24 protein-coding genes are annotated in these 26,152 nt (G+C 42.8%); 10 read left to right on the forward strand and 14 right to left on the reverse strand.

Annotated features, from left to right (window positions below):
* Window positions 1–26: 26 nt before the first annotated feature.
* Genes DC487_RS13585 through DC487_RS13595 form a run of 3 tightly spaced genes read left to right on the forward strand, consistent with a single transcriptional unit; the run spans window position 27 to window position 2,827 of the window.
* Window positions 27–869, forward strand: coding sequence for a heme/hemin ABC transporter substrate-binding protein (locus DC487_RS13585; protein WP_116776507.1), 843 nt, complete (start codon window positions 27–29; stop codon window positions 867–869).
* Window positions 870–874: 5 nt separating this feature from the next.
* Window positions 875–1,915, forward strand: a complete 1,041-nt coding sequence (locus DC487_RS13590; protein WP_116776508.1) for a FecCD family ABC transporter permease — start codon at window positions 875–877, stop codon at window positions 1,913–1,915.
* Window positions 1,916–1,951: 36 nt separating this feature from the next.
* On the forward strand, window positions 1,952–2,827 hold the full coding sequence (locus tag DC487_RS13595; protein ID WP_116776509.1) for a heme ABC transporter ATP-binding protein: 876 nt from the start codon (window positions 1,952–1,954) through the stop codon (window positions 2,825–2,827).
* A gap of 36 nt (window positions 2,828–2,863) precedes the next feature.
* Here the strand turns inward: DC487_RS13595 and DC487_RS13600 are convergent, their stop codons facing one another.
* From DC487_RS13600 to DC487_RS13610, 3 genes are all read right to left on the reverse strand, one after another.
* Entirely contained in the window at window positions 2,864–3,841 is a 978-nt protein-coding gene (locus tag DC487_RS13600; RefSeq protein ID WP_116776510.1) for a helix-turn-helix transcriptional regulator, read from the reverse strand.
* A gap of 105 nt (window positions 3,842–3,946) precedes the next feature.
* Window positions 3,947–5,158 carry an enolase C-terminal domain-like protein gene (locus DC487_RS13605; RefSeq protein ID WP_116776511.1) on the reverse strand — a complete coding sequence of 404 codons (1,212 nt, stop codon included), beginning with the start codon at window positions 5,156–5,158 and terminating at the stop codon, window positions 3,947–3,949.
* Window positions 5,159–5,470: 312 nt separating this feature from the next.
* A complete protein-coding gene (locus DC487_RS13610) occupies window positions 5,471–6,058 on the reverse strand; it encodes a pentapeptide repeat-containing protein (RefSeq protein ID WP_116776512.1) in 588 nt (195 codons plus the stop codon).
* Between the two features lie 172 nt (window positions 6,059–6,230).
* On the opposite strand from DC487_RS13610, the gene ligD reads away from it, so the two are divergent.
* Window positions 6,231–8,702 (forward strand): DNA ligase D, encoded by a 2,472-nt coding sequence (ligD, locus tag DC487_RS13615; RefSeq protein WP_116776513.1) that lies wholly within the window; start codon window positions 6,231–6,233, stop codon window positions 8,700–8,702.
* Here the strand turns inward: ligD and ku are convergent.
* Window positions 8,699–9,457, reverse strand: coding sequence for a non-homologous end joining protein Ku (gene ku / locus DC487_RS13620; protein ID WP_116776514.1), 759 nt, complete (start codon window positions 9,455–9,457; stop codon window positions 8,699–8,701). The genes ligD and ku overlap by 4 nt on opposite strands.
* A 175-nt stretch (window positions 9,458–9,632) precedes the next feature.
* On the opposite strand from ku, the gene DC487_RS13625 reads away from it, so the two are divergent.
* Window positions 9,633–10,223 (forward strand): riboflavin synthase, encoded by a 591-nt coding sequence (locus DC487_RS13625; protein WP_116776515.1) that lies wholly within the window; start codon window positions 9,633–9,635, stop codon window positions 10,221–10,223.
* A 9-nt stretch (window positions 10,224–10,232) separates the two neighbouring features.
* Here the strand turns inward: DC487_RS13625 and DC487_RS13630 are convergent, their stop codons facing one another.
* Window positions 10,233–11,174: a hydrogen peroxide-inducible genes activator gene (locus DC487_RS13630; RefSeq protein WP_116776516.1), complete on the reverse strand. Its 942-nt coding sequence runs from the start codon at window positions 11,172–11,174 to the stop codon at window positions 10,233–10,235.
* 143 nt (window positions 11,175–11,317) lie between these two features.
* Here DC487_RS13630 and DC487_RS13635 point away from each other — a divergent pair, with 143 nt between their 5' ends.
* Window positions 11,318–13,477 (forward strand): S46 family peptidase, encoded by a 2,160-nt coding sequence (locus DC487_RS13635; RefSeq protein ID WP_116776517.1) that lies wholly within the window; start codon window positions 11,318–11,320, stop codon window positions 13,475–13,477.
* Between the two features lie 74 nt (window positions 13,478–13,551).
* Here the strand turns inward: DC487_RS13635 and DC487_RS13640 are convergent, their stop codons facing one another.
* Entirely contained in the window at window positions 13,552–13,866 is a 315-nt protein-coding gene (locus tag DC487_RS13640; RefSeq protein ID WP_116776518.1) for a hypothetical protein, read from the reverse strand.
* A 104-nt stretch (window positions 13,867–13,970) separates the two neighbouring features.
* Here DC487_RS13640 and mazG point away from each other — a divergent pair, with 104 nt between their 5' ends.
* Window positions 13,971–14,774 (forward strand): nucleoside triphosphate pyrophosphohydrolase, encoded by an 804-nt coding sequence (gene mazG / locus DC487_RS13645; RefSeq protein ID WP_116776519.1) that lies wholly within the window; start codon window positions 13,971–13,973, stop codon window positions 14,772–14,774.
* Window positions 14,775–14,791: 17 nt separating this feature from the next.
* A complete protein-coding gene (locus tag DC487_RS13650; protein ID WP_116776520.1) occupies window positions 14,792–15,940 on the forward strand; it encodes a serine hydrolase domain-containing protein in 1,149 nt (382 codons plus the stop codon).
* Between the two features lie 72 nt (window positions 15,941–16,012).
* Here the strand turns inward: DC487_RS13650 and DC487_RS13655 are convergent, their stop codons facing one another.
* The 6 genes from DC487_RS13655 to DC487_RS13680 all read right to left on the reverse strand — a co-directional run bounded on the left by DC487_RS13655 (window position 16,013) and on the right by DC487_RS13680 (window position 21,682).
* Entirely contained in the window at window positions 16,013–17,296 is a 1,284-nt protein-coding gene (locus DC487_RS13655; RefSeq protein ID WP_239016387.1) for an ammonium transporter, read from the reverse strand.
* Between the two features lie 241 nt (window positions 17,297–17,537).
* A complete protein-coding gene (locus DC487_RS13660; protein WP_116776522.1) occupies window positions 17,538–17,981 on the reverse strand; it encodes an Hsp20/alpha crystallin family protein in 444 nt (147 codons plus the stop codon).
* A gap of 171 nt (window positions 17,982–18,152) precedes the next feature.
* Window positions 18,153–18,518, reverse strand: a complete 366-nt coding sequence (gene folB / locus DC487_RS13665) for a dihydroneopterin aldolase (protein WP_116776523.1) — start codon at window positions 18,516–18,518, stop codon at window positions 18,153–18,155.
* Between the two features lie 74 nt (window positions 18,519–18,592).
* On the reverse strand, window positions 18,593–20,104 hold the full coding sequence (locus DC487_RS13670; RefSeq protein ID WP_116776524.1) for a carbon-nitrogen hydrolase family protein: 1,512 nt from the start codon (window positions 20,102–20,104) through the stop codon (window positions 18,593–18,595).
* Window positions 20,105–20,227: 123 nt separating this feature from the next.
* A complete protein-coding gene (locus DC487_RS13675; RefSeq protein ID WP_116776525.1) occupies window positions 20,228–20,551 on the reverse strand; it encodes a DUF3467 domain-containing protein in 324 nt (107 codons plus the stop codon).
* Window positions 20,552–20,566: 15 nt separating this feature from the next.
* The gene (locus tag DC487_RS13680) at window positions 20,567–21,682 is read right to left on the reverse strand and encodes a M42 family metallopeptidase (RefSeq protein WP_116776526.1); all 1,116 of its coding nucleotides are present in this window, start codon (window positions 21,680–21,682) and stop codon (window positions 20,567–20,569) included.
* 94 nt (window positions 21,683–21,776) lie between these two features.
* On the opposite strand from DC487_RS13680, the gene lgt reads away from it, so the two are divergent.
* On the forward strand, window positions 21,777–22,601 hold the full coding sequence (gene lgt / locus DC487_RS13685) for a prolipoprotein diacylglyceryl transferase (RefSeq protein ID WP_116776527.1): 825 nt from the start codon (window positions 21,777–21,779) through the stop codon (window positions 22,599–22,601).
* Window positions 22,602–22,668: 67 nt separating this feature from the next.
* Window positions 22,669–23,883, forward strand: coding sequence for a multidrug effflux MFS transporter (locus DC487_RS13690; RefSeq protein ID WP_116776528.1), 1,215 nt, complete (start codon window positions 22,669–22,671; stop codon window positions 23,881–23,883).
* A gap of 7 nt (window positions 23,884–23,890) precedes the next feature.
* Here the strand turns inward: DC487_RS13690 and aroQ are convergent, their stop codons facing one another.
* Complete coding sequence (aroQ, locus tag DC487_RS13695) at window positions 23,891–24,313, reverse strand: type II 3-dehydroquinate dehydratase (RefSeq protein ID WP_116776529.1); 423 nt, start codon at window positions 24,311–24,313, stop codon at window positions 23,891–23,893.
* Window positions 24,314–24,363: 50 nt separating this feature from the next.
* Window positions 24,364–25,989 carry a gliding motility protein RemB gene (locus DC487_RS13700; RefSeq protein WP_116776530.1) on the reverse strand — a complete coding sequence of 542 codons (1,626 nt, stop codon included), beginning with the start codon at window positions 25,987–25,989 and terminating at the stop codon, window positions 24,364–24,366.
* Between the last annotated feature and the right edge of the window lie 163 nt (window positions 25,990–26,152).

The raw sequence follows: 26,152 nt of genomic DNA on the forward strand, positions 1-26,152 counted from the left end.
TATCGGAAGTGTTTTTTTTGTAGCCTATGAGACGGATCATTCTATTTTGTACGGCCTTGCTGCTAAGCATGCCATCGGCGTGGAGTCAGGCGAAGCGTATCGTGACGCTAAGCGCTGCCCTGAGCGAAACGGTACATGCCTTGGGTATGGGTTCGCGAATCGTAGCAGTAGATGTTACGAGTGAATATCCTTTGGAAATCAAACAAAAACCGCGCGTAAGCAAGGACAGAACAGTATCGCTAGAAGGTTTACTATCATTCAAACCCGATTTGGTGCTCACTCCACCTGCTGAATTGACCCCAGAAACACAACGAAAACTCAAGCAATTGGGCGTACGCGTGGTGACCGTCACGCAGGAATATTCTGTGAAAGGTGCACAGCGCTTTATTCAAGATGTAGGTGCTGCCATCGGTGCCAAGGAAGAAGGCGCACGATTAGCTACAAAAGTAGGTAAGGAAAGCAACCAAGCTTTGCAGGAAATCGCAAATCGCGCACAGAAACCGAAAGTACTGTTTATATATGCTCAAGGCGTGGGTCTAATGAGTGTGGCCGGCAAAGGAAGCCAGCTCGACGCCATCATTAGCCTAGCTGGTGGACGCAATGCGGTACAGGAATTCTCTGATTTTAAACCTTATAGTACCGAGGCATTGATTAAGGCCAATCCAGATGCACTTTTGTTATTTGATTTTGGCATCAGCAGTTTAGGCGGCCGCAATGCGGTATTACGCATGCCCGGTATTGGCCTAACTAAAGCTGGAAAACAGAAAAATATCATCGCCATGGATGGGCCACTTTTAGTGAATTTTAGCACACGACTACCCCTCGCTATACGCGAATTGAATAAAAAACTATATGCGCTACCGCAGTAAATAGCATGAAAAGACCCGTTATCTACCTTCTTCTCCTCGTCGCACTTTTTATCGGTATTGCGCTATCACTCAGCTTAGGACCAGTACAAATTCCTTTTCGGGATCTGGGTAGCATTTTATGGAGTCAACTTGGTTTTTCTAGTGGCAAGGAGGTCGAAGAGTTATACGTGGGCATTATAAATTTAGTACGCTGGCCGCGCACGATTTTAGGAATCTTAGTGGGCGCCGCACTCGGCGTTTCTGGTGCTGCTATTCAAGGCGTATTTCGTAATCCATTGGCAGAGCCGGGCTTAATTGGTATTTCTGCAGGAGCTTCCCTAGTTGCGGCAGCGATCATTGCTTTTGAGGCCGTCTTATTTGTGAGCTTAGGTCAGCTTTTCGGTCATTATCTTTTAGCCATTGGTGCATTTACTGGTGCAGCAGCAGCTACGTGGTTGGTCTACCACATCTCGTTGCACGACGGCAAACCACATATCGGCACCATGTTATTGGCGGGTATTGCGATTAATGCATTAGCTGGTTCGCTCACTGGATTGATTAGTTATTTATCCGACGAACAACAATTGCGTACTATCACCTTTTGGATGTTGGGCAGCTTAGGTGGTGCGCACTGGGAAGCCGTGTTTACCCTCCTGCCCTTCGTCACCATTGCCTTAATCGGTCTTTCTTTTTTGGGTCGCTCGTTAAATACTTTTTCCTTAGGCGAGCAGGAAGCGCGTCAGCTTGGTCAGCGACCTGATCGAGTCAAATTACTGGTCATCATTTTCTCAACGATGGCCGTAGGCGCTTCGGTATCTGTAGCTGGTGTAATAGGTTTCGTTGGTCTGCTGGTGCCACATGCCATACGCATACTTGGCGGCGCGGATAACCGCTTTGTGCTACCAGCTTCGGCTATTCTAGGTGCGGCGACGCTTACGATATCTGATGTTATTGCACGTACGATCGCTATGCCATCAGAGATTCCGATCGGCGTAGTGACTTCCCTATTGGGCACGCCGGTATTTCTATATATCTTGATACGAGATAAGAAAAAAATTGTTAGCTAATCTTTACGCATCCATCAAAAATCGAACAATACATATATGCTATTCGCTGAAAACTTAAATTATTCCATCAAGAAGAACACCTTGCTTCGCGGTATTAACTTTAGTATCAGACCGGGTGAGTTTCTAGCAGTTTTGGGCGCGAATGGTGCCGGAAAATCGACGCTGATCAAGTTGTTGAGTGGCGAATATGTGCCTTCTGAAGGTTGTATAAAGCTGCATGGCAAGTCTTTGTCTGATTATAGCGATCTACAATTGGCGGGAATGCGTGCAACGATGATGCAACAGCAGCATATTAGTGCGGATTTTACGGTAGAAGAAGTGGTGTTGATGGGTCGTTATCCGCATTATAGCAACCGCCCAGGCGAAGAAGATTTGGAAATCGTGGCGCAAACCATGGAAATTACAGGCGTGAGCCATATGGCAGATCGTTCGGTGCTCAGCTTATCTGGTGGAGAGCGTCAGCGTGTGCAGCTGGCGCGTATCTTAGCACAAATTTGGCATCAGCCTAACGCACTTTTATTGTTGGATGAGCCCGTTTCGGCGATGGATATTCGTTTTCAACACCAAACCTTATCTATTGCTCGGGCACTGGCCGACAAAGGATGGATGGTGATGGCCATCTTGCACGACATCAACCTAGCATCGCAATATGCCGATCGTTTGTTGATGATGAAAAATGGACGAAAATTAATGGATGGAACAGCCTCGGAGGTATTGACTTCGCGAAATATTTATACCGTATTTGCAATTGATGCGGAGGTAGCGATTAATCCTCGGACTTTACATACGTATATCGTACCCAAGGCGATCAAGGTAGATCTAAATCGGAGAATTGCTCATAGTGCTGATTCAGTAGCGGCGTCTCCTACTGATGAACGCTTACAACCTATTGTGATCCGGACTAACTCCTAAAGACTGCGTGTATCTTCTGCTGACCGAGGCCAGCAACTATCCTCTCAGTTCGCTAGGCGGTAGGCCAAAGTACTTCTTGAAAGCGATACTAAAGTTGTTTTGATGCGAGAAACCGACTCCAGATGATACCTCACTAATGCTCTGCCCTTCTACCAATAACAAACGCTTGGCTTCTTCCATACGCAATCGGGTGACGTAATCGTACACAGTAATCCCAAAATATTCTTTAAAGCCACGACGTAGTTTAAATTCATTGAGACCCACTTCACGAGAAAGCTCTTTTTGCGTGGGTGGCGTCACATAACGCGAACGCAATACTTCTCGGGCATTTTCTAATTTTAGAATATCATCTCCTCGAATCAGCTCGGTCTCCTGCCCATTGCCGCTCAACTGCTCGAGCTGATACATCAACAATTCCAGTATGCGCGCTTCGGTATGGATACGTTTCAACTCACCTTCTTGCCGGCAGTTGACCATATCATCAATCACGCGACGCATTTCTAGGGTCACGAAAAAATCTTCGGATGAAAATGAGGTATACTGCCCTTGTTCAATCTCCCGCACGAAATCTTCGTGTAATAGCGAATGCCGGTCAATCAGGTTGAAGTAATAATCCTTACTCAGCACAATCAGGAAATACATGTAATCAATATCCTGCTTGATCTCATGCTCGTTAGCCGTAGTCGGGATATACCGGATATTGTGGCGACTACGTCCATACAAAGCATTGGGCTTTCCTTTGAGCTTATCCGAAGCATGCTTGTAGAAGATAAACTGACTCGTCACCGTCTCTCCCACCACCTCGGTGTAGATATGTGTCGGGATATCAAAACGGATTTCGGATTGCATCATAAACAATCCTCCGGTTGCCAATTGCCTGTTCAACAAGTGAATCGGTTTTTCAGCAATGGCAATCTCCTTCTCTTCCAACTTGTAGTTAGGAACGTAGTTATCAGGAATATCTTCTTTGAAAAGCCAAGTATCCAGACCTTCAATTCGTGATTTGACAAGCATGTCTAGGGTAGATTATTTATAACAAATGTACAAATAAAACTCTATTATTTATAATCATTCTAAACAAATAATCACACCCTAGAATGGCTTTTATGCTTTCATCATTTACACTTCTTTCAGCAATCGCATTCCAAAACCTGGCAATGCTGGCGGAATCAATTTGCCCTCTTTTAGCTGGTAACCGGAAAGATCCACATCTTCAGACGTACTCGAAACACCTTCGATGGTGACGACATTTCCCAGACCACCAGCCAAATGAGCGGTGTAGTAGGATTTTAACAATGATCCCCATGCATGTGGTGAAGCCAATGTATTGGTTTTCTTTAATTCTGGAATCAGTTTGCGCCAGTTGGTAAATCCCAACTCTTCAATATCGGTCAGGTGCACATCGATTAGCTTCTTATCAATTAAGGTATTAAGAAACTGTTGATCGGCATCAGCTTCTCCATCTGCGAGTAAAGGATTAAGCTTTTGGCCTTTGAGGTAAGCGCGTAGCTTCTCATACTCTGGCACCGTTTCGTGGAAAGGTTCTTCAATCCAAAATAACTTGACGCCGGCAATTCCTTCGAGGTACTGTATAAACTCATCGACCGAAAACCCATTGTTACCATCCACCAAGATTCCACAATCTGGAAATGCGCTAGCCACTGCTTTGGTGACTTCTATATCTCGCGCCAGCCCTTGTTCAAACGGCATCCAACGGTGACCACGACCAATCTTCAACTTAAACTGTCGATAGCCAAGGTCGTAATCATACCTACATTCTTCCAAAATCTTCTCAACGCCACCGGGTTGGTGCGCTGGTTCTAGGTCATCGAAGTAAATCATGCCACTATAACAATCCGTAATAATCGGATTTTCCTGTCCCAATAGTGCATAAACGGGTTTGTTGAGAATGACTCCAGCAAGATCATGCAACGCAAAATCGAAGGCAATATGACTTGGGTCCGTAATGCCCAACTCAGGTATAAATAAATCAGACACCTTCTTACCTACCAACTGTGCGCTGAGCTTTTCGGCATCGCGCCGACTTCCGCGCAGCGAACCCCAGCCCATCGCGCCTTGATTGGTATCGATCATGCAAATCTCTACGCGCGGACCATAACCGTGTAAATCCAAGCGGGCATTTTTACCGACCAATCTTGGGTATTGTAACCTCACGTTTGAAAATCGTATCCGTTGAATGGTATGATGGGATAAATCATCAGCTGGGCGATCAGCTAGACGTTCCATAAGTGATTGACCATAGGAGTCCTTCCCTAGCGTGGTCGATAAAGCCCCAATACCCAGAGCCTGCAAGAAATTGCTGCGTTTCATAATGTAGAATTTATAGTTAGCGGCACATGAGTGCCTTTATTTTATCATCGTCCAGTCCGGTCGTGCTAAAATTCCGATTAGCTATAACGATTTACCTATTCGCGCTCATAAAAGTAAATATAAGCTACACGCAAGGAAAATATGACCTATTAAGAATGGGCTTTTAGTTTATAATGCATTGTAAATATAACATTTATACCCAAAGCGAGGTTATAAACTTAGATAAATCAGGTATTTATCTGTTTGGCCAAAAAATAGGAATAGAAAAAAATTCCGGTTAAAATCGTAGAACAATTATAGGTTATGCCTAGCTCAATGATTATCATAATTGATATCGAGATTGTACTTAAACAGCAAGCCGCTCAAATTCATCGCGGAGAACTTGGCCTTTTTCATCTTGTTGCGATCGGGATCTATCGCAAAGTTGACGGCTGTGCTGAAATCCACTTTTTCTAAATTGGTATTGGAAAATCGGGTCGCGGAAAGATCACAGTTGACGAATGCCGAACTCGTCAGATCAGCTTCGGTAAATTCTACCTCCGTGAGCTTACAATTGGTAAAAGTGGTTTTTCGCAATTTTGTACCGAAGAAATTGCTGTAGTCCAGATAACAATCGGTGAAAGAGAATGAAAAGGCAAACATATTGCAGCGGGTAAAATCCAAACCCAGCATCTTGCAACCGATGAATTCCGCATTTCTAAAACCAACTGAATCGATCACCGCCATCGTAAGATCACATTGTTGGAATGTACAGTCTTCAAAAGCATTGCCCATCAAATCGCTTTTATGAAAACTACAGCTCAAGAAAGTGCAGTTTACAAATTCTCTATTCCTCAATGTCTTCTCAGAATAGTCGACTCCCGTAAATGTTTTGTCCTGATGTACTACCGTTTCTTCCATGCTTTTCCAGTGTAAGCGAAGATGCGAAAATGAGGACGAATACACAATGAATGTGTAGAAAATGAAAAGGCAAAATTGTTTACAAATTACAAAATCATCATGCACTCTACGACAGCAAGTAGTGGAATAGAATCAATCGCAAACCAATCAATCGCACAAACGTTTTTTGGATATGGCGAAGCTCAATACATACCAGCAGAAACGCGATTTTGATAAAACGAAAGAGCCCAAAGGCGATGAGACAAGGAAGCGATCGGCAAAGAGATTGCGCTTTGTCGTGCAGCGCCACCATGCCTCACGATTACACTACGACTTTCGGTTGGAAATAGACGGCGTCTTAAAAAGCTGGGCTATTCCCAAAGGACCTTCACTCCACCCGAAAGACAAACGACTGGCTGTGATGGTCGAAGACCATCCGTTGAGTTACCGCACCTTTGAAGGCGAAATACCCAAAGGAAGCTATGGTTTTGGAACGGTCACTATTTTCGACGAGGGTTACTATACTCCTTTGGAGAAATCGCACGGGGAAAAAGAACTTTTGGCTGAGCTAGAGAGCGGCAGTCTTAAAGTTGTACTGCATGGCAAAAAGTTAAAGGGCGAATTTGCTTTGGTACGTATGAAACAGGCGCAGGATGATAAGGCATGGCTTCTGCTGAAACATAAGGACAGATACGCCGTGGAGCAAGCGTATGATGCAGAAGACGAAGTCAGCGCAGCGGATAAAGCAGCAGGAACACGTTTTCGCAAACAAGCTACTAATTCGAACAAAAAAGCAGCAGACCCAACCGCCACCAATTCATCCACATTCGAACCAATGCTTGCCGTTTTGGCAACTGCCACTACCGAAGATGACGATTGGATTTTTGAGCAAAAATTAGATGGATTTCGTGCCATCGCGCACCTATCTAAAAAAGATATTCAGCTACGCTCCCGCAATGGAAAAAGCTTGAACAAACAGTTTGCTTCATTAGCGAATGCGCTAAAAACGGATGAACGCTCGCTCATATTGGATGGCGAAATCGTGGCAGAAGACGCCAAAGGAAATTCGCGCTTTCAGCTATTGCAGCACGGAGAACCGCTGCCTGCCAAGTACCGATTGGTGTATTATGTATTCGATCTATTAATGCTAGATGGCAATGATCTACGAGAATACCCATTGGTAGAACGTCGCGATCTGCTGGAACGGTGGGTGAAAAAGGCTAAGATTCCTAATGTGCGTTTGGTGGACAGTATGCAAACCGAAAACGAACAGGATGCTCTGGAAGTTGCCAAGGAGAAAAATTGGGAAGGTATCGTCGCTAAAATGAGCGATAGCACTTATCTATCGGGCAAACGAACCGATGCTTGGCGCAAATTGAAGCTTTTGCAATCGCAGGAAGCCATCATTGTCGGATTCACCGCAGCTGCTGGCAGTCGCTTGGGATTTGGTGCATTGGTCTTGGCGGTCATGCAGGATAAGCAATATCAATACATTGGAAATGTAGGAACGGGCTTCACGGATGTGCAGTTGCAAGAGTTGAGCGCACAACTGAACAAGATCAAAACTACGAGAAAACCCTTCGCGACATCGGTCGCGGTGGCCAACGAAAATAAAGTGACCTGGGTAAAACCTAAACTAATAGCGGAGGTTACATTTAGTGAGTGGACAACGGATAATCATCTTCGACACCCCGTTTTTAAAGCTTTGCGTCACGATAAGAAGATTCAAGATATCAGCAGGGTGATACCGCTACAAGAAATACGGAATGAGCGCGAGCTGACTTTCGGTAGAAAGAAACTAACCTTATCGAACCAAAAGAAAATATATTGGCCTGATGACGGGATCACAAAAAGTGATTTATTGAACTATTATGAGCAAGTCGGCGAGCTGATGTTGCCCTACTTGAAAGATAAGCCTATTTCGATGAATCGCTTTCCCAATGGCATTAAAGAAACAGGTTTTTTTCAAAAAGACGTAGACAAAAATACCGGGCCAAACTGGTTAAAAACCGTAGCGCTAGAATCTGAATCCACCGGCAACCTGGTAAATTACCTGATATGCAATGACCTGCCGACTTTATTATGGATTGCCAATATGGGATCTATCGAGATCAACCCTTGGTTGGCCACGTATCGCAAGAAAACAAAACCTGTTTTTGCAGTATTGGATCTGGATCCAAATGGCGCAGATTTCACAGAAGTCGTCGCCGTAGCCAATACCGCGCACGATATATTGGATCAAGCCGGCGTACCCAACTTTATCAAAACATCGGGATCGACAGGATTGCACATCTACATCTACGTGGCCGAGCAATATAGTTTTGATGTCATTCGTGATTTTATGGAAATGCTAGCCGAATTGGTACACGAACAACATCCAGACAGCACCAGCGTGGAGCGGTCACCCTCCAAAAGAAAAAAGAAAATATATCTGGACTTTATGCAGAATAAACGCGCGCAAACCATCGTAGCGCCCTATTCCGTACGTCCTAAACCGGGCGCTACCGTTTCGACACCGTTGGAATGGGATGAGGTGAATGAGGATTTAAGCATTGCACAATTTACGATACAAACCGTAATGAACAGAATAGAATCGCAACAAGATCCTTGGAAAGATATTTTTGAGCAGAAAGCCAACTTGAAGAAAGCCATTGCCTCCTTTTAAGCCAGACTAGCTTTCAATTTTGCCAACAATTCAGAAGCTTTGGTATTCTCCTTATCGACGTTGATTTTGCGGATGCTAGCGCGCTTTCCTTGCGCTTTCTTCTTGATGATCTTGAGCAATTCTTTGCTATACTCGTTGCGAAAGCCAGATATATCAAAGTCCGAGCTGTTCTGCTTGATTAGCTTGGTTGCCATATCCATCTCTGCTTTGGCAATGCGGGTACTCGGAATTTTAAGATCTGATGTCGCGCGGATTTCTTCTTCGAAACGCAATTTGTTCAACAACAGCATTCCTTCATACGGCCGCACAATAGCCAAGTTTTCTGTCGTACGCATCACGAACGTACTTAAGCCAACGTGGCCTGTTTTTTCCAACGATTTATACAAAAGAGAATAGGCTTTCTCCCCGCCTTTCTGTGGCTCCAAATAATACGGCGTATCGAAGTAGATGGTATCAATATCGCGCTCCTTGACGAAAGTCTGCAGATTAATCATCTTGTTTTTCTCGGGTAATGCTTCCTCAAAATCAGCTTCTTCGATCACTACATATTTGTCCTTCAACAAATATCCCTTTACAATATTTTTCCAAGCAACCTCTTTGCCCGTCTTATCGTTCACTCGTTTGTACCGAATATTGGATAGATCCTTCCGATCCAGCATATCCAAATCCAGTTGACTTTCTTGAATAGCACTAAATATTTTGATGGGAATGTTTACCAGTCCAAAACCGATTGCTCCTGTCCAGATTGCGCGCATAGTGGTAGATTATTTCTAAGAAAACGAATGAGACATCTAAAATGTTTGTAGCGCGGACTCAGGATAGCATATAGAAGAGATTTAAGGTGATTGCGCTGATCATTCATACAGTTTTTATGACGGCAAATCATTTATTCTTCTATTAAAAATGAATAGCTTTGTATAAAATAACATCATGTTTACAGGAATCATCGAAGGCTTAGGTACGATTTTGAAAATCGAGAAGGAAGATCAAAATATTCATTTCACTGTACAATCCGACATCAGTAAAGATTTGAAGATCGATCAAAGCATCTCTCACAATGGAGTTTGCTTGACGGTGGTAGCTCAGGATCAGCAGACGCACCGCGTCACCGCGATCCAAGAAACGTTATTGAAATCCAGCTTGGGGAATCTCAAAGAAAATGACGTGGTGAACTTAGAACGTTGTACTATCGCAGGTGGTCGTTTGGACGGTCATATCGTACAAGGACATGTAGACCAAACTGCGGTTTGCGTCGATATCGAAGACCAGGGCGGAAGCACACTCCTCACCTTTGAGTACGATGCTTCGTTAAACAATATTACTGTTGAGAAGGGTTCGATCACGGTGGACGGGATTAGCCTCACGGTCGTAAATTCGCGTACAAATCGCTTTTCGGTAGCAATCATTCCTTATACCAAAGAACATACAAATTTCGCGCACATCGCCGTGGGCACCGTGGTCAATATCGAATTTGACATCATTGGGAAGTACGTCAGCAAATTGCTGTCATTGCGCGATTAAGTCTTGTGCTTAGTGCCGGAATCCGAGCACATCCATACGACGTTTGGATCTAAACCGCTCGGGTACTGCACGCCATATTTCCTGTTTCAGAGCTTCTATTGCTTTTTGCTTACTGAAGTTTTTGGTCATCACGATACTGATTTCGCGCACAGGTTCTGGAGATTTGAAATACCGCACATGCTGCAATTCATCTTCGCCGTAATCCAGAATCGTCAATTCGGGCAAGATGGTAATGCCGCCATTGATGTCGACCATGCGTTTCAGCGTTTCTACACTACCCGTATTATAATCGAAGGTAGCATCCGCGGATTGACTTTGTCTGTATTTGCAAATATTCAACACCTGCCCACGCATACAATGGCCTTCGTTCAGCAACCACAGGTTATCATCGGCAATTTCATTCGTCTGGAGCAACTTTTTCCCATACAATTTACTTTCGGCAGATACGTAAGCCACGAAGGTTTCATAATAGAGCGGTAATTCGGCGATAGCAGAATCTTGTAACGGTGTCGATAGGATACCACAATCCAAGGTGCCATTTTTAAGCTCTTGGACGATCTTTTCGGTTGTATATTCCCAAATCTGTACTTTCAACTTTGGGTATTTCTTGGCAAAAGAAGCAATTACTGGTGGCAATAAATATGGCGCTACCGTCGGAATAACGCCTATTCGAAATTCTCCAGCCAGCTGGCCGGATGCTTCCTGCAAAATATCACCGATTTTTTTGCTTTCCGTAAGCACAATACGCGCTTGTCTGATAATGCGCTCACCGATCTCGGTCGGTACGACGGGCTGCCGACTGCGATCAAAGATTTTTGCCCCTAGATTTTCTTCCAATTTCTGTATCTGCATACTGAGTGTGGGCTGCGTCACAAAACACTTTTCAGCTGCCGCCACAAAGCTGCGATAGGTATCTACTGCTATAATGTATTCTAATTGAACAAGCGTCATATTATAAATTTAAACTATACTAAGTTAATCATTTTTAGTCCAAAAATATTTCCATTTAAGTAAAAAAGCATTAGTTATAGACAATCCTCTACTACAGAAAGAATTCGTATTTTTGAAATCCAACAACACATGGTTACAAGTTTATGATTTCACACAAAGTATTATTGACGGCACTGCTGCTCGGCGCCAGCGCTTTTCAATTTGCCGCAACTATTCCCGACGAAGGCATGTTCCCACTCAGCGATCTCAATCGCGCAGGTCTTAAGAAAGCTGGATTAAAAATTTCGGAAAAAGATATTTACAATCCTGGAAACATCGGCTTGGTCGACGCCTTGGTACGCGTTGGCGGATGTTCAGGTTCTTTTGTTTCTGGCAAAGGCCTTATCATCACCAATCACCACTGTGCTTTCAGTGCCGTCCAATTGGCCAGCACACCGCAACACAACTATTTAGAAAATGGTTTTGTGGCGCAGCAACGAGAACAAGAAATCGAAGCAAAAGGTTTGACGATTCGTATCACTGATTCGTACGAAGATGTATCCAAACAAGTATTAGAAGCGGTAAAAAACATCAGCGATCCGCTACAGCGCATCGAAGTCATCAATCAAAAGCGAAGCGAATTGGCAAAACAAGCAGAGCAAGCCGATCCGACTATAAAAGCCGAAGTTTCCGAAATGTTTATCGGAAAGAGCTATGTCTTGTTTAAATACAAAACCATCGAAGATGTGCGATTGGTATACGTACCGCGGCAAAATATTGGCGAATTTGGCTTCGAAACAGATAACTGGGTTTGGCCACGCCATACCGGCGATTATTCTTTCTTGCGCGCTTATGTAGCTAAAGATGGCTCGGCTGCACCTTACTCGACAGACAATGTGCCGTATGAACCAAAGAAACATTTGAAGGTCAATCCGAATGGCGTAGAAGAGAATGATTTTGTATTTATCTTGGGTTATCCAGGTCGCACATTCCGCCACAGACCGGCACAATACATTGAGTATCAAGAGAAATTCTTGTTGCCGTACACTTCGGATTTATATGATTTTGAAAATCAACGCATGGAGGCTGCTGGCAAGCGTGATAAAGCTGTGGAATTGGCTTTGGCTACGCGTATCAAACGTAACGCCAACGTATTGAAGAACTACCGGGGCAAGCTGAAAGGCCTGCGCAATACCAATCTCATTCAGAGTAAAATAGATGATGATGCCGCATTAGCCAAATTTATTGACAGCAAACCAGCGTTAAAATCTGCTTATGGCACCTTGATGAGCGACATCGAACAACACTATAATATGGTGTTTGCAGATGCTCCTAAAGAGCTTTGGATGAATAATGTGTATCACGGTGTGAAGACCTTTGATATCGTCAGTTACTTTCAATCTTTCCAAGATGCTTTGGCGCAGCAAACTTCGCCAAAAGCACAGCAAGCTTTATACGATCAAAATATCACCAACTTTAGTAAACGAATTCCCGAACTGTTCGAAGCGTATCATTTGGGTGTAGATCAGCAAATTGCCGCTCACCTATTCGCACAAGGCGCAAAAATGCAAGGTGCGAATTCTTTGAAATTTTTACAAAATACCGCTCTTGCTAAAGGTGATACGACAGGTGCGTGGATTGCACAATTATTGGGCAGCAGCAAATTGAATAACGAGGCATCCTTCCGTCAAATCATTGCCTCACCGGCCAGTATTTTAGGCTATAAAGACGATGTATTGACTTTGCATCGCGATTTGGCCAAAGAATATGCGCAATTCACGGCCGAGCAAAAACGTCGCGAAGGTGCATTGAACAAGCTAATGGGTGATTATGTAGCCGTGCGCGAACAATTTATGGATAAAAACTTTGTGCCCGATGCCAATTCTACCTTGCGTCTGACCTTTGGTAATATTAAGGGTTACAGTCCGGCAGATGCTACCTATATGCATCCCTTTACTAGCGTCAAAGGTTTGTTGGAAAAAGGAAATTCTGGACTTCCAGAGTTTGGTTATCCGCACAAGATCAAAGAAGCTTGGTTGGCCAAAGACTTTGGTAGCTATATGAAGAAAGATATGAATGATGTACCTGTCAATATATTGTATAATATGGATACGACAGGCGGCAATTCAGGATCGCCGATTATGAATGCGCATGGCGAATTGATCGGTGTCAATTTTGATCGTGCATATGACGCAACGATCAATGATTTCGCTTGGAATGAAAGCTATAGCAGATCCATCGGAGTCGATATCCGCTTCGTACTGTGGGTGGCAGACAAGATTGATAATGCACACTTCATCCTGAAAGAGATGGGCGTACAATAATCTGATCATTAAAGTAGAAAAAGGTCGACAGTATGCGCTGTCGACCTTTTTTAAGTATATGCTGTTACGACGTACTAATCTTTTTGCTCTTCGTGCCGTGCACGGAGATCGAGTTCCAAGATAATATCTCTTTTTTTGCCCTCAATGACTGAAATATCTCCAGCCACGAATATCCCCTTTGAACCGGTTTTTACGTTTTGAATGCCGTATACATGTGATTCGTCCCCAGGATCAGTAGCGCCCTCGTAGCGGTAAATTTGATCAATCTTGTAATCTTGTGCAGTGGCATGCAATTCATCAAATTCAATGTTGTAATCTACCTCGTATCCCTCTTGCTTCAACTTCTCGATTGCTACGGAAGCTGATTCGTAATTATGTCTCGTTTTCATAAGCCTATTATCTCCTATTCTTAAAGAACTAACAACTCAAATAAAAATGTGTTTTTAAGGCTAGCATTTTTTAACTTGCTTTGAATTACGACAAACTATTTACTATGGCTTACCCAATTCCACCGTCAGTACCTACTCCTACTGCGGCTTTCGATCGATTACTTACTGTATTAAATACGCTGCGCGAAGCTTGCCCGTGGGATAGAAAACAAACCATGGAAAGCCTTCGACTGCTTACTATCGAAGAAATGTACGAACTGGGCGATGCTATTTTGGAGGCAGATCTGCCTGAAGTAAAAAAAGAATTGGGCGACGTGATGATGCATTTGGTATTTTATGCGCGTATCGCGGAAGAGCAAAAAGCTTTTGACATCGTCGACGTACTCAACGGCGTATGTGATAAATTGATTTCTCGACATCCCCACATATATAGTGATGTGCAGGTAGAAAATGAAAATGATGTCAAGCAGAATTGGGAAAAGTTGAAACTGAAAGAGGGCAATCAATCCGTTCTTTCCGGCGTACCTAAAGGACTACCGGCTTTGGTAAAAGCCTACCGCATCCAAGACAAAGTGCGCGGCGTTGGTTTTGATTGGAAAGATCCGGCCGAAGTATGGAAGAAAGTAGAAGAAGAAATCGCGGAGTTCAAGGCAGAATTCGACCTGAGTACGCATACTACGATTAATACCGATCGTGCAGAAGCCGAATTTGGCGATGTGCTCTTTTCGCTGATCAACTATGCGCGCCATTTGGGTATCAATCCAGAAAATGCGCTGGAGCGCACCAATAAAAAGTTCATTAAGCGGTTCACGCATGTAGAAAAGCGGATGCAAGAATCCGGTCGTCAACTGCAAGATATGAGTCTGGAAGAAATGGATGTATACTGGAACGAAGCCAAGAAGATGTAAACTTAAAACGGAAACCGATGCGTATCATTTGGAAATTGCTTGTTGGCCTTATTGGCCTTATTGCGATCATCATCGCAGGGATGTATATCTTTGGATATGGATATATTGTTAAAGGAGCATATGTCACCTATTTACATGGGCATAAAACCGCTTATTTATCCGATTATACGCATTTTGATAACCATATAATCGAACACGGAACTGGCCAAGCATGGCCTCAAGCTCGCCCAGAAAACCAGCTTAAATTACCCGATTCTTTGCGTCAGTTTCATGAAGACATCCAATCAGTTGCCTATGTGATTATTCAACGTGATAGTGTCGTTTTGGAAACGTACTTTGATGGCTATTCCTCCGATTCCAAATCCAATTCATTTTCTATGGCCAAAAGCATCGTGGCCGCTATACTCGGAAAGGTAATCTCCGAAGGAAAAATCCGTAGTTTGGATCAAAAAGTCACGGACTTTGTCCCTGAAATTTCTGGAGAATTTGCGGCAGAACTTACATTCAAAGATCTAGTTAGCATGAGCTCGGGCATGCGCTGGGAAGAAAATTATTACAGCCCATTCTCCGTAACTACCAAATTATACTTTGATTCAAACATCCAAAAAGTCATCACCGACTTGCCAATTTATAAGAAGCCCGGAACAGCATTCATCTACCAAAGTGGCGACACCCAACTGTTGGGCATCGCTATACAGCGAGCGACGGGACAGAGCTTAAGCGAATTACTATCCATTTATTTTTGGAAGCCGATGCAAGCAGAGCATGATGCTTTGTGGCAGGTAGACAGCAAAGCCAATGGTATAGAAAAAGCGTACTGCTGCATTGCCAGCAATGCGTTGGATTTTGCGCGATTCGGAAAACTGTATCGAGATAATGGAAAGTGGAGTGGACAACAATTATTAGATAGCGCCTACGTGCAATCATCCCTAAAACCGCGCTTTAAAGATTCACCAGAATATGGCTTTGGTTGGTGGATGGGCACTTTTGATCAAAAGCCGTATTTCTATATGGATGGCCATCTCGGCCAATACGTCATCACCATTCCATCCGATGATTTGATTATTGTGCGATTGGGGCATCAAATAGACAATTTGAGCCGTTCAAATCCAGCGTCTAATTTCCATCAATTGATTGCGCAAGCATATCAGCTATTGGATAAATAAAAAAAACTTGTCCCGAGAACCGGGACAAGTTAAATAGAGGGTAGTGTAGTATAATAGAAACAATTAGAAATTTTACAGCTTCTCGCCGTGCTGAGAAAAGTCGAGACCAAGCTCTTCTTCTTCGTCGGTTACACGTAATGGTGTAATGAGATCTGTTAGTTTTAATAAAACAAAAGCCATAATCAAGGTAAAGACTGTTGCGCCGAGCAAACCAATCACATGCGCAGTAAATAAACCGGTTTCTCCAAAGAAAAGTCCATTGGTTTCTACTGCTTCATTAATTGCGCTATGCGCGAAAACGCCGGTAAGCAACATACCTACCATACCGCCCACACCATGACTTGGAAATACGTCTAACGTATCATCTAGCTTAGATTTTGTTCTCCACTCAATGCACAATCGACTGATGATGGCAGCGACCGATCCGATAATCAATGAATGTGGCACCGTGACGAAACCAGCCGCTGGCGTGATCGCCACTAATCCGACTACCACACCGATACAAACTCCAGTTGCCGAAGGTTTGATACCTTTTGCAGCATCAAAAAAGAGGTATGTTAATGCTGCAGCACCAGAAGCTGTCGATGTTGTTGCTAACGCCGTGGCGGCCAAAGCCGAAGCACCAAAAGCAGACCCGCCGTTAAAACCAATCCAACCAAACCAAAGCATTCCTGTTCCCATCAATACGTAGGTAATACGAGCTGGCACGTGTGGATGTGTATGGAAATCTTTGCCGTGCTTTAAATAAATCGCGGATGCCAATGCAGTCAAACCAGCTGACATGTGGACAACCGTACCACCAGCAAAATCCAAAACGCCCATATTAAATAAGATACCATCTGGATGCCAAGTAGCGTGCGCCAATGGCGCATAGATAAACACAAAGAATAGGCAAACAAAAAGTACGTAGGATGTAAATTTAATACGTTCTGCAAATGCACCTGTAATCAGAGCGGGCGTAATAATCGCAAACTTCAACTGATACATCGCAAATAAAACAAAGGGAATGGTCGGAGCACCTCCCCAAGGTTCTCCGTCGACCACTCCTTCAAACATAAAATAGGTCATCGGATTACCGATGAAACCTCCTACTGACTCACCAAAGACAAGTGAGAAGCCAAAAACGACCCATAAAACAGCGACGATGGCCATACAGATAAAACTTTGCAACATTGTGGAGATCACATTCTTCTTTTTGACCATACCACCATAGAAATAAGCTAAGCCGGGCGTCATAATTAACACCAAAGCTGCTGAAGCAAGCATCCAAGCTACATCTGCCCCATTATATTCATATACTTTCGAAATATCTGGAATTCCAGGATTGAAAAATGCTAAAATAACAACTATACCCATTAGTATTATAGGTATGAAAGATCTTTTTCCAGATAAACTCATAATTTTTTGTTGAAATATTAAATAACTACCCAAAAAAACAACAAAAAAATATTATTTCAAACATTTTATTGAAAATATTTGATTAAAAAATAGATTTTATAAAAAAATATAGCAAAAATAAACAGATCAGCACTTCTCTAAACAAAAAAAAGAGCTCTCCAACCCGGAGAGCTCCCACAATAATCATAAAATACACAAACTACATTACCTCAATACTTCTTTTAGTCACGATCGCATCTTCTTTCTTGCCAATTTTGACTAATAACACACCATCTACATAATTTGCATCGATATTGTTGTAGTTTACTACGTCTGGAAGGGTAAATGAACGACTAAACGAGTTATAATTGAACTCGCGTTTACTGTAACTCTTATCGCCATTTTCTGAAATGGTTTTCTTTTCAGCAGCAATGGTGATCAAATTTTTATCCACGTTAATCGTGAAGTCTTCTTTTTTTAAGCCAGGAGCTGCTAACTCTAATTCAAACGCAGCATCCGTTTCTACAATATTCACCGCAGGTACACGGGTTACCAGACGATCGCTGATAAACGAATCTGTAAATAAGCTATCAAATACGTTGTTGACAAATGGGTTTACCGAATCGGTGTTTACGTTACGTGTTGGAAACTTTACTAAAGCCATGATATATCCTCCAATTTTAAATTTTAATTTATTTATGGAACGATTTACAATTGCTGTACCAGCACAAAAAAGAGGTAGTATTAATGACTTTTTGACATTTTGTAATAAAATTAAATGCCATAATGTCTTATCCAATGAAATAATCGACAGATTTCAAGATTGCGGATGAGATTAGCGCTGGTAAGTTAAACCTACTACCGACTGCGAAACATCGCCTCCAAAAGGAGGATTTTGCTTTCTGATGCGCACAGCTATTTGCTCTAGTGTGGCATACCGCTCGAGTAAGCGATTGAGAATATCTTCGGCTGCAGATTCGAGCAACTCGCGTTTTGGAGCCATCACCTCTACCATGATTTGATAGAGCTCCTCGTAATTAATGGTATTTTCTAAACGCTCTGCATTGGGGTTAGCAAAAGGAAAAGAAACCGAAACATCCACGTAAAATTCATTTCCCAATACCTGTTCCTCAGGATAAAAACCTATCGGAGAAAAGAATCGTGCATCTTTTATTGCTACTTCTTGCGTAATGGTTGCCATGAATGAGTAGATATGTATATCTAAAGATAATAATAAACATACAATTCCCTAATCCATGGCAACCTTAGCTCATCTTACTTCAATAGATTGACCTCGTAAAGGTCTTTACGACGATCTTTCAAAATCTTCACCGTACCGTACTCATGCAAATCGCGCAAAGCATATAAATCGACATCCGCGATCAGCACCATCTCGGTGTTTGGAGTGGCTTCGGCTTTGATGGCATTATTTGGAAAGGCAAAATCAGATGGTGTAAACACCGCCGACTGCGAATACTGAATATCCATATTGCTCACGCGTGGCAAGTTGCCCACGGAGCCAGCAATAGCCACATAACATTCGTTCTCGATAGCACGTGCTTGCGCACAAGCGCGTACGCGCATATATCCATTTTGCGTATCAGTCATAAATGGCACGAAAAGAATTTGCAATCCTTGATCAGCAAGGATTCGACCTAATTCCGGAAATTCCACATCATAACAAATCAGCAATCCGACTTTTCCACAATCTGTATCAAACACTTTTACCTCATTACCGCCGACCATACCATAGTATTTGTATTCGTTAGGCGTGATATGAATCTTCTTGTAAGTATCTAATTGCCCGTTACGATGGCAAAGGAACGTGGCATTATACAATTTACCGCGTTCTACGACGGGCATGGATCCCGCGATGATGTTTACATTGTACGATACGGCAAATTCCTGAATTTTAGCGACTGTCTCCTTCGTCAGCTCAGCCAGCTTCTCCATCGCCATCCGCTCAGGCATATCGTTGTACGAACTCATCAACGGCGTATTGAAAAACTCTGGAAACAGTGCAAAATCAGCACCATAGTCACTCACGGCATCCACAAAGAACTCCACCTGATCGTAAAACTCATTGATATCTTTAAACAAACGCATTTGCCATTGCACCAATCCCAAACGGATGGTCTGCTTGGAAGCAGAGCTAGATTTGGCATCCGGCTCGTAATAGATATTATTCCATTCTAATAACGTTGCGAACTGCATGGACTCTGCGTCTTCCGGCAGGTAATGCTTCAGAATTTTCTTGACATGAAAGTCATTTGAAAGCTGAAAAGTCAAGGTCGGATCGTAGATTTCTTTACGCTTCACGCGCTCAATATACATCCTCGGACTCATCGTATCGGCATAAGTATGATAATTCGGAATACGACCTCCCGCTACAATACTTTTGAGATTCATTTGCTCACACAATTCCTTGCGCGCATCGTACAATCTTCGCCCTAAACGCAACGAGCGATATTCGGAATGCACAAAAACTTCGATACCGTACAAGGTATCTCCATCATTGTCGTGCTTTGAAAATTTACCATCGTCTATGATTTCATAATATTTCTCATACACGTTAGTCTTTTTGGTATTGATAATGATAGACAATGCACAGGCCACTACCTTTTTGTCGACTTCTACACAAATTTGTCCTTCTGGAAACATATCCACCAAATCGTCAATATGCGCACGTGTCCACACATCTCCAGCATGGCCGTCATAAGCTTGGATCATAGACTCACGAAGGTCTTTATAATCCTTCTTGGTCAAGGTTCTTAAATTAATATCCATTATAAAAACTGTATTGCACTGTAGTAACAGGCCATTGAAAAAATTGTTTGCGCACTAATATGCGTCTTTTAACTCAAAAAAAAACGGCCTATCCCTAGGCCGCTTGTAATTATTTATCAATTTTTATGCTTGACCTGTTGGTCCGCCAAAATTAAGTGGCATCGGCACCTCTCTAGGATCTATCTTCCCATTTTGTGCTTCGAAGCGATTCACATTATCTTGTAATGCCGACAACAACCGTTTTGCATGCTCCGGCGTAAGCACGATGCGTGATTTCACTTTCGCTTTGGGCACACCCGGCATGATCCGCACAAAATCTACCACAAATTCGGTATTTGAATGTGTGATGATCGCGAGATTAGAATAGATGCCTTCTGCTATTTCTTCCGTCAGTTCGATATTGATTTCCTGCCCCTCTGGGTTCGGATTATTTTGATTATTACTCATAATAGCTTTCTAAAATTATTTAGTGAAAGTACGGAAATCCTGATCAGGCTTGATGGCAAGCACCATTTCGTAAATCAAACGAATCACGTTATCCACATCTTCCTTGTGAATCATCTCGACGGTGGTGTGCATATAGCGCAAAGGCAAAGAGATCAATGCCGAAGGCACGCCACCATTAGAATAAGCAAACGCATCGGTATCGGTACCCGTGAAACGCGAAGATGCCTGTCTTTGGAATGGTATGTTATGCTCTTTTGCCACTTCAATCAGCATTTTATTCAGGTTGATCTGCACCGCAGGTGCATAAGAAACAACAGGACCTTTACCACAAGCCAACTCACCCTGCGTGATTTTATTAATCATAGGCGTAGTCGTATCATGCGTCACATCCGTCACGATGGCTACGTTTGGCTTGATGTAATCGGCAATCATCTCCGCTCCTTTCAGTCCGATCTCTTCTTGCACCGAATTTACGATGTACAATCCAAAAGGTAATTTCTTCTTATTCTCTTTCAATAAACGCGCGACTTCGGCTATCATTAAACCACCAGCACGATTATCCAACGCACGACCTACGTAGTAACGATCGTTGAGCACCATAAACTCGTCTTCATAGGTGACTACGCTCCCAACGTGAATGCCCAACGCTTCTACTTCGTCTTTCGAAGTACAACCGCAGTCCAAAAATATATTTTTCAAGCTTGGCGCATCTTCTTTCTCGCCCGAGCGCGTGTGAATCGCTGGCCAGCCGAATACGGCTTTCACAATACCATTGTCCGTATGGATATTTACTCTTTTAGAAGGCGCAATCTGATGATCGGATCCACCATTGCGAATCACGTAGATCAATCCATCGGAAGTAATGTAATTGACAAACCAAGAGATCTCGTCCGAATGCGCTTCGATCACGACTTTGTAAGGTGCATCTGGATTAATAATTCCAACTGCAGTACCGTAATTGTCGACATAGGTATCATCAACATAAGGTTTTAGGTAATCTAGCCAGAGGCGCTGCCCTTGCCATTCAAAACCCGTAGGTGAAGGATTGTTTATATAACTTTCGAAAAAGGCCAATGATTGCTTATTGACCACTTCTACGTGTTTATGCTCTTTAGAACTCTTTTTACTCATAATGCTTAATTTGTGCTACGCAAAATAAGTATTTCAAACAGATATGACAAAAACTAACCCAGTAAACCTTATCTTTACGCCATAATTTTACCGCATGACAACTTCCCTAGCACACATCGTTTGGAATATCGAGCCCGAAATATTTACAATAGGATCTTTCGGCTTACGGTATTACTCGCTTTGCTGGCTATTAGCCTTTGCCTCTTCGTATTTTTTCATGTTAAAAGTGTTTAATCGAGAAGGCAAATCGCAGGAGCTATTGGATAAGCTTACGATCTATATTTTTCTGGGCACGCTTTTAGGAGCTCGCCTTGGCCATTGCCTCTTTTACGACTTTGCCTATTATAAAGATCATTTGCTGGAGATTTTCATTCCATTTCAGCAAGTCAATGGTCAATGGCAGATGACTGGTTTCACGGGATTGGCAAGCCACGGTGGTGCCATCGGGATATTAACCGCATTGTGGTTATTCGCTCGCAACACCAAGATGAATTTCATTTGGATTACCGATCGTCTGGTATTGGTTGTACCAATTGCTTGTTTTTTCATTCGCTTGGGCAACTTCTTCAATTCGGAAATGATTGGTCATCCGACAGATTTACCTTGGGCGATCATCTTCCAGCAAATCGATAATATACCAAGACACCCTGCTCAGCTTTACGAAGCCATTGCGTACCTGATCTCCTTCGGGATCATGTGGTATCTGTATCAGAAGAATCAGAATCCAAAACCAGGAAAATTGTTTGGAACGTTATTGATCCTATTGTTTGGAGCACGACTGGCATTGGAACATTTCAAGATCGATCAGGTCGCATTCGAACAAGGTATGGCGTTCAACATGGGTCAGATTCTGAGTATCCCTTTTATACTCGTCGGGTTATACTTATTGCTGCGAAAAACCACACCGGTGTCTCGCTAAGAATAGAAGCCCTTCGACTACCAAGAAGGGCTTTTTAATTTCCACTCTTTTAAAACAATACCACTATATGAATTTTAATTCTCTTTCCAAATCAAGACGTTTTGCCATATTACTTATCCTTGGTTTGCTTTCTGCTATTGGCCCGTTTTCCATCGATATGTATTTACCGGCTTTTGATACGATAGCGGCAGATTTCGATTCACCAATTGAGAAGATACAATTATCACTTACTGCATTTTTTGTAGGAATCGCTATAGGTCAAATCATCTACGGCCCTCTATTGGATAAATTCGGACGCAAAAAACCTCTTTTTATTGGTCTGATTATTTACATATTCGCATCAATTATGTGTGCTTTCACGGAAGATGCCAATCACTTAATTGTGTATCGGTTCTTGCAAGCTTTAGGAAGCTGCTCTGGTATGGTTGCCTCAAGAGCCATGGTGCGCGACTATTTCGATCCTCGTGAAGGCGCCAAAGTTTTCAGCATGCTGATGTTGGTGATTGGTATTTCACCGATTATTGCGCCAAGTGTTGGTGCCTTTGTACTAGCCCATTTTGACTGGCATATTATTTTCCTGATTTTGACAGGTTTAGCGACATTAATTTTGTTAGCCGTCATTTTTGTATTACCAGAATCTTACAAAGGTAATCGTGGAATGTCGTTATATCCCAAGGCAATCTTAACAGGATACTGGTCGGTATTCAAAACGCCTGTTTTTTTGCTATACGCTATGGTGGGTGGTTTTGCGGCGAGTGGATTATATGCTTATTTATCAGGATCACCATTCGTACTTCAATCCCTTCATGGACTTAGCGAATCGCAGTATGGCATTGCGTTCGCCATGGTAGCTTCCTGCCTGATCATCGCCACGCAATTGAATCGGGTGTTATTAAATAGATTGACTAGCGAAGAGATTTCCAAAAAAGCGAGTTACTTTCAGGCTGCATCCGGTGTTTTATTGGTCATTTTTGCCTTGACTGGAATGCTTAACCTTGTCACGCTGTTGGCATTAATCTGCTTGTTTCTTTGCGCACAAGGATTTATTTTTCCAAATACCTCTGCTATGGCTTTAGCGCCATTTGATCGCTTAGCAGGTAGTGCTTCTGCTTTGTTGGGATGTATACAGATGGCTTTAGGCGCTGGCTCTTCTGCTTTGGTAAGTCATTTTCACAATGGTACACAATTTCCGATGGTAGCTGTGATGTGTGGTGGAGCGTTGATCAGCTTTTTGATCTACTTATTGCTACCCAAGTTCAATAATCGCCGAGCGCAAGTTTAATGTTGTTTTAAGACAACATTAAACTTAAAATACCTAAACGGTAGCTATTCAAGCCAAATCCAAGGATTACGCCTTTGCATTGTGCAGAAAGGTAGGAATGGTGTCTAAACTCCTCCCGTTGATGCACATTAGAAATGTGTACTTCGATAACGGGAGTTGTTACTGCCGCTATTGCATCTGCAATAGCGATAGAAGTGTGCGTATAAGCACCTGCATTAAGTACGATACCATCCCACTCAAATCCCACTCTGTGAATCTCGTCGATAATAGCGCCTTCGCTATTTGCTTGAAAGTAGCTTAGATCAACATCTGGAAATTCGTCCTTTAACTCTTCAAAGAACGATACAAAATTCTGATCGCCATAAATGTTTTTTTCCCGGACGCCCAACAAGTTGAGGTTAGGACCGTTTAGTAGTAATATCTTTTTCATAGAGGATGATTGTCAAAATGTTTGATGCTGTAGAGCGTAGGTAATAAAGCTTAAATATCGCCATAGAATGGTCGGAAAGTAGAGCGTAAACCTACGGATATCACACCAGTGCGTATCGATGGCCGATCAGCGATATTTTGCTGACGATGCGTGTAACCGAGTTCAAAACGTAAGTTGTACGTCGGATTGAGTACATAGGAAGCACGCACATCGGCAAAGTATAAATCATTACGAATACCTTGGCCAATGCTGTTTCCATACCAATTAGGGTAATTCTCATATGATTCGAAAATATCTCCACCATAACTGGTACCATCGCCAGGATCTGTACCAAACAAACTATACATGCCCTGTAATGAAAAATGGAATCTTCTCCATGCATAGTTGGCGATACCTACGACCTCTTTGAAATTGGCACCACGAGGATGTGCCAATGGCTCGGCGTTATTACTGTAATTGGAGATCGATACAAAGTGCTGGTAGGTATACGGTCGTGCTAAATTGTACTCTGCCAACAAGCTCAGGTTGCGTACACCAAACATATGATATCCGCGTGCTCCAAACTGTGCCGCCCATTTGTTGTGGATATATCCATTACCCGCAAAAAATTCACTTCCCGTAAATTCACCTAAGAGAAACTGGCTATATAGGGTGATGTTTTCCCAGGTTTTATATTTGGCACTCGCCCCCAAAAACATTTTGTCTGGTGAGGAAGAATTATTGGATTCGATCGGTCGCAAAAAATTAATAGGGATCGCGTAATTCCAATCAAAACCGCGACGACCTGCCTGATTTCTATTAGCCCAGATCACCGCTTGAAAGAAACCGACTGACAAACGATTAGAAATATTATAATCTAAGTATTGGAAAGCGCCCCATTTCTTGCCATCACCAAATTCGGCGCCACTATTCAAAGAATCTATTCTAGCTGTTCTCGGATCATTCATATATGCCCACACCGAGGTGTAACGAACATTACCAATTGTACCGGTTAATCGAAGTTGCGCGTAATTGGAAGAGAAGTCGGATAGAAGTACCGAACGGTAACCATCGCCGATGTGGTTACGATCATAACCTACCGAAGCTTGGAAATAATCGCCAAAAGCGTAGGTGGCATTGGCAGTAGCAAAAAGCCATGATTGCCGCTCTCCATTACTACTTTGCAACACACCTTGACCCGGAACCACTTCATTTGTATTGATATAATCGGTTAAATAGTTTGGAAATACCGCACGATTATCAATCAGATTACCATAAAAAACAAACTTGTCTTTGTATGCGAAACCTGCCTGCACACCAGCAGATCCTAACCAAACATTTCTTCTGTCTGAATTCCTGAGATCAGAACCGATCATCAGATCGGGTATAAAGTCTGCGTAAAAGCGATAGTCCTCTCCGTTGGCTTCTACCAAATGCTCGTTAAATAGTTTTCTGGCAAACCAATTATCTGAATTAGTACGGTTCAAGTTGGTGATAGAGTCGTGTGCAGCAAACAGCCTTTTCTTCAATAACAAAGGCTTGACCGTGGTGAACTCACGACTATCTGCTCCGTAAAGCGTTTCTCCATATTGCTGATAGAGGGAATAGGAATAAGGCAAATAATCTATCTGCGCACGAGCCGGAAGGGCAAATCCTAAACACCCTAACGCTAGGATCAAACCGTGAGAAATCTTCATAACCACGAAATTAGACAAAATTTTTAATGCTGGACGCAATTTTTGTACCTAAATAGCTGCTTATACAGCATTTGCCATTTAAAACCAACAACGACAGAAGGTTTAGATAAGCTAAAACGTTTTTATTAATGTTATTGCACAGAAAATATGTATATTGGAGCTC

Source organism: Sphingobacterium corticibacter, assembly GCF_003076635.1.
In the GTDB taxonomy this organism is placed as follows: Bacteria; Bacteroidota; Bacteroidia; order Sphingobacteriales; family Sphingobacteriaceae; genus Sphingobacterium; species Sphingobacterium corticibacter.

Bases quoted from the DNA above. Each gene is read 5' to 3' on its own strand.
- folB (WP_116776523.1), bottom strand. From the start codon at position 18,518: ATGGCAACCATTACGCAAGAAGTAGCAATAAAAGATGCACGATTCTTT.
- DC487_RS13680 (WP_116776526.1), bottom strand. From the start codon at position 21,682: ATGAGTAAAAAGAGTTCTAAAGAGCATAAACACGTAGAAGTGGTCAAT.
- DC487_RS13700 (WP_116776530.1), bottom strand. From the start codon at position 25,989: ATGAAGATTTCTCACGGTTTGATCCTAGCGTTAGGGTGTTTAGGATTT.
- ligD (WP_116776513.1), top strand. From the start codon at position 6,231: ATGGCGAAGCTCAATACATACCAGCAGAAACGCGATTTTGATAAAACG.
- aroQ (WP_116776529.1), bottom strand. From the start codon at position 24,313: ATGAAAAAGATATTACTACTAAACGGTCCTAACCTCAACTTGTTGGGC.
- lgt (WP_116776527.1), top strand. From the start codon at position 21,777: ATGACAACTTCCCTAGCACACATCGTTTGGAATATCGAGCCCGAAATA.
- DC487_RS13690 (WP_116776528.1), top strand. From the start codon at position 22,669: ATGAATTTTAATTCTCTTTCCAAATCAAGACGTTTTGCCATATTACTT.
- DC487_RS13610 (WP_116776512.1), bottom strand. From the start codon at position 6,058: ATGGAAGAAACGGTAGTACATCAGGACAAAACATTTACGGGAGTCGAC.
- DC487_RS13635 (WP_116776517.1), top strand. From the start codon at position 11,318: ATGATTTCACACAAAGTATTATTGACGGCACTGCTGCTCGGCGCCAGC.
- DC487_RS13595 (WP_116776509.1), top strand. From the start codon at position 1,952: ATGCTATTCGCTGAAAACTTAAATTATTCCATCAAGAAGAACACCTTG.
- DC487_RS13640 (WP_116776518.1), bottom strand. From the start codon at position 13,866: ATGAAAACGAGACATAATTACGAATCAGCTTCCGTAGCAATCGAGAAG.
- DC487_RS13600 (WP_116776510.1), bottom strand. From the start codon at position 3,841: ATGCTTGTCAAATCACGAATTGAAGGTCTGGATACTTGGCTTTTCAAA.
- DC487_RS13625 (WP_116776515.1), top strand. From the start codon at position 9,633: ATGTTTACAGGAATCATCGAAGGCTTAGGTACGATTTTGAAAATCGAG.
- mazG (WP_116776519.1), top strand. From the start codon at position 13,971: ATGGCTTACCCAATTCCACCGTCAGTACCTACTCCTACTGCGGCTTTC.
- DC487_RS13585 (WP_116776507.1), top strand. From the start codon at position 27: ATGAGACGGATCATTCTATTTTGTACGGCCTTGCTGCTAAGCATGCCA.
- DC487_RS13590 (WP_116776508.1), top strand. From the start codon at position 875: ATGAAAAGACCCGTTATCTACCTTCTTCTCCTCGTCGCACTTTTTATC.
- DC487_RS13650 (WP_116776520.1), top strand. From the start codon at position 14,792: ATGCGTATCATTTGGAAATTGCTTGTTGGCCTTATTGGCCTTATTGCG.
- DC487_RS13675 (WP_116776525.1), bottom strand. From the start codon at position 20,551: ATGAGTAATAATCAAAATAATCCGAACCCAGAGGGGCAGGAAATCAAT.
- DC487_RS13655 (WP_239016387.1), bottom strand. From the start codon at position 17,296: ATGGGTATAGTTGTTATTTTAGCATTTTTCAATCCTGGAATTCCAGAT.
- DC487_RS13605 (WP_116776511.1), bottom strand. From the start codon at position 5,158: ATGAAACGCAGCAATTTCTTGCAGGCTCTGGGTATTGGGGCTTTATCG.
- DC487_RS13630 (WP_116776516.1), bottom strand. From the start codon at position 11,174: ATGACGCTTGTTCAATTAGAATACATTATAGCAGTAGATACCTATCGC.
- DC487_RS13670 (WP_116776524.1), bottom strand. From the start codon at position 20,104: ATGGATATTAATTTAAGAACCTTGACCAAGAAGGATTATAAAGACCTT.
- ku (WP_116776514.1), bottom strand. From the start codon at position 9,457: ATGCGCGCAATCTGGACAGGAGCAATCGGTTTTGGACTGGTAAACATT.
- DC487_RS13660 (WP_116776522.1), bottom strand. From the start codon at position 17,981: ATGGCTTTAGTAAAGTTTCCAACACGTAACGTAAACACCGATTCGGTA.